We start from the raw sequence: 1213 nt of genomic DNA, 5'->3' as shown, positions 1-1213 counted from the left end.
TGTAATGACCCAGTGAATTCCTGCTCAGGTGATAATACTGAAAGGACATCACGTGAGCATGGTTATGGAAGAGGAAGTTAAACGTTGGACTGCAAAGCGCAAAGCTGCACTGGTCACTGAAATCATTCAAGGTAAGACCACGGTGGCTGAGGCCAGCCGGGCATTCGATATGCCGCCGTCAGAGATCGAAGAATGGGTCGATGAAGCCAAGCGCGGCATGGAGAACGCGTTACGGGCAAAGCCCCTGGACGTCCGCGAGCAGTACGAACGCCAGATCAAGGAGCTGCAGGAGGCGTATGGCGAGGCCATGCTTGAACTGCGTGCCAGAAAAAAGCTGGCGTCCCTGCTGGGCGAGGAAGAGAAGTGATCGAAACGATCCGACAGGGACTGGAAGAAGATGGCTTCAAGGTTTCGATCAGCAAGCTGTGCCAGTGGTTCGACATGCCGCGCCGGACGGTGTACTACAAGTCCGTTAAGGCAGCCCCCAAGGTCCAGGCGCGCTTTGCCGAGCCAATCAGGGCGATGATCAACGAGGAGCCGTCCTTCGGCTACCGCACCGTTGCGGCTCTACTTGGCTTTAACAAGAACACGGTGCAGCGCGTCTTCCAGCTGCGTGGTTGGCAGGTAAAGAAGCGGCCGATTGGATTCCGGCCACGTGTCCAGGCTTTGCCTTCCGTGGCCACTGCGCCAAACCAGCGCTGGGCCACAGACATGTGCCGCGTTTGGGCTGGCCGCGATGGTTGGGCGGTGCTCGCCCTCGTGATCGACTGCCATACCCGCGAGTTACTGGGCTGGCATTTGTCTCGGTCTGGCAAGGCCAAGACTGCGGAAGCAGCCTTGGAACAGGCGCTCATTGCCCGTTATGGAACCTTGGGCAAGGTAACGGTGCCGTTCCTACTACGGTCGGACAACGGTTTGGTTTTCACCAGCCGCAGCTATACAAAGCTGGTGCGCAGCTATGGCTTACGTCAGGAGTTCATCACGCCTCACTGTCCTGAGCAGAACGGCATGGTGGAGCGCGTCATCCGGACGCTGAAGGAGCAGTGCGTGCATCGACACCGCTTTGAGAGTTTGCAGAACGCCAGCCGGGTCATTGCCGACTGGATTGGCTTCTACAACAACCGGCGCCCGCATCAGGCGCTGGGCATGAAAACACCCGCTAAGGCATTTGCATTAGCGGCTTGAGTTGAGCAGGAATCGCTGGGTCATTACA

At 57.9% G+C, this 1213-nt stretch carries 2 protein-coding genes; both read left to right on the top strand.

Features of this window, described 5'->3' with window-relative positions:
• Positions 1-52 precede the first annotated feature (52 nt).
• Positions 53-367 (top strand): transposase, encoded by a 315-nt coding sequence (locus FHW83_RS30405; RefSeq protein WP_028103033.1) that lies wholly within the window; start codon positions 53-55, stop codon positions 365-367.
• Positions 364-1185 carry an IS3 family transposase gene (locus FHW83_RS30400; protein ID WP_176650102.1) on the top strand — a complete coding sequence of 274 codons (822 nt, stop codon included), beginning with the start codon at positions 364-366 and terminating at the stop codon, positions 1183-1185. Before FHW83_RS30405 ends, FHW83_RS30400 begins: the two co-directional genes overlap by 4 nt.
• The last annotated feature ends 28 nt before the right edge of the window (positions 1186-1213 follow it).

Source organism: Duganella sp. SG902, assembly GCF_013376005.1.
Taxonomy (GTDB): Bacteria; Pseudomonadota; Gammaproteobacteria; order Burkholderiales; family Burkholderiaceae_D; genus Rugamonas.
Note: the sequence above shows the minus strand (reverse complement) of the source record. Positions and strands in the feature narration are given on the sequence as shown.